Origin of the sequence: Methylobacterium variabile (genome assembly GCF_001043975.1) — a bacterium.
GTDB lineage: Bacteria > Pseudomonadota > Alphaproteobacteria > Rhizobiales > Beijerinckiaceae > Methylobacterium > Methylobacterium variabile.
Genome location: NZ_LABY01000423.1, coordinates 1 through 499, shown reverse-complemented (window position 1 = coordinate 499; position 499 = coordinate 1). Strand labels below are relative to the sequence as shown.

The 499-nt window shown below is 71.5% G+C and carries 1 protein-coding gene; it reads right to left on the bottom strand.

The window, feature by feature from the left end; genetic code table 11:
• A partial coding sequence (locus VQ02_RS33650; protein WP_048448630.1) for an efflux RND transporter permease subunit occupies positions 1-499 on the bottom strand: 499 nt, incomplete at both ends.

Genomic DNA, 499 nt, shown 5'->3' with positions numbered 1-499 from the left:
GGAGGGGGGGGGGGAGGGCCGGGGCGCGGAAGGCCGCCGCGAGCCCGGCCGCCCCCCCCGCCAGCCCGGCGACCGCCATGACGGGCCGGGCGTGCCCGAGCAGGCTCCGCAGCAGGGCGGCATTGCCGCGCTTGAGCAGCGTGAGGAAGCGGCTGTCGTGCTCCTCCAGGCGCTTCAGGCCCGGCAGCAGGTAGTAGGCGAGCACCGGCGTCAGGGTGATCGAGACGAGAAGGCTCGCCAGGATCGAGACGATGTAGGCTTGTCCGAGCGGCGCGAAGAGCCGGCCCTCGATGCCCGACAGCGCGAAGAGCGGCACGAAGACCAGCACGATCACCATCGTGGCGTAGACGATGCCGGAGCGTACCTCGTTCGAGGCCGCGACGACGACCTCGAACACGCTTCTCGGGTTGCCGGCCCTCCGGTTCTCGCCGAGGCGCCGGAAGATGTTCTCGACGTCGACCACCGCATCGTCGACGAGCTCGCCGATGGCGATGGCGAG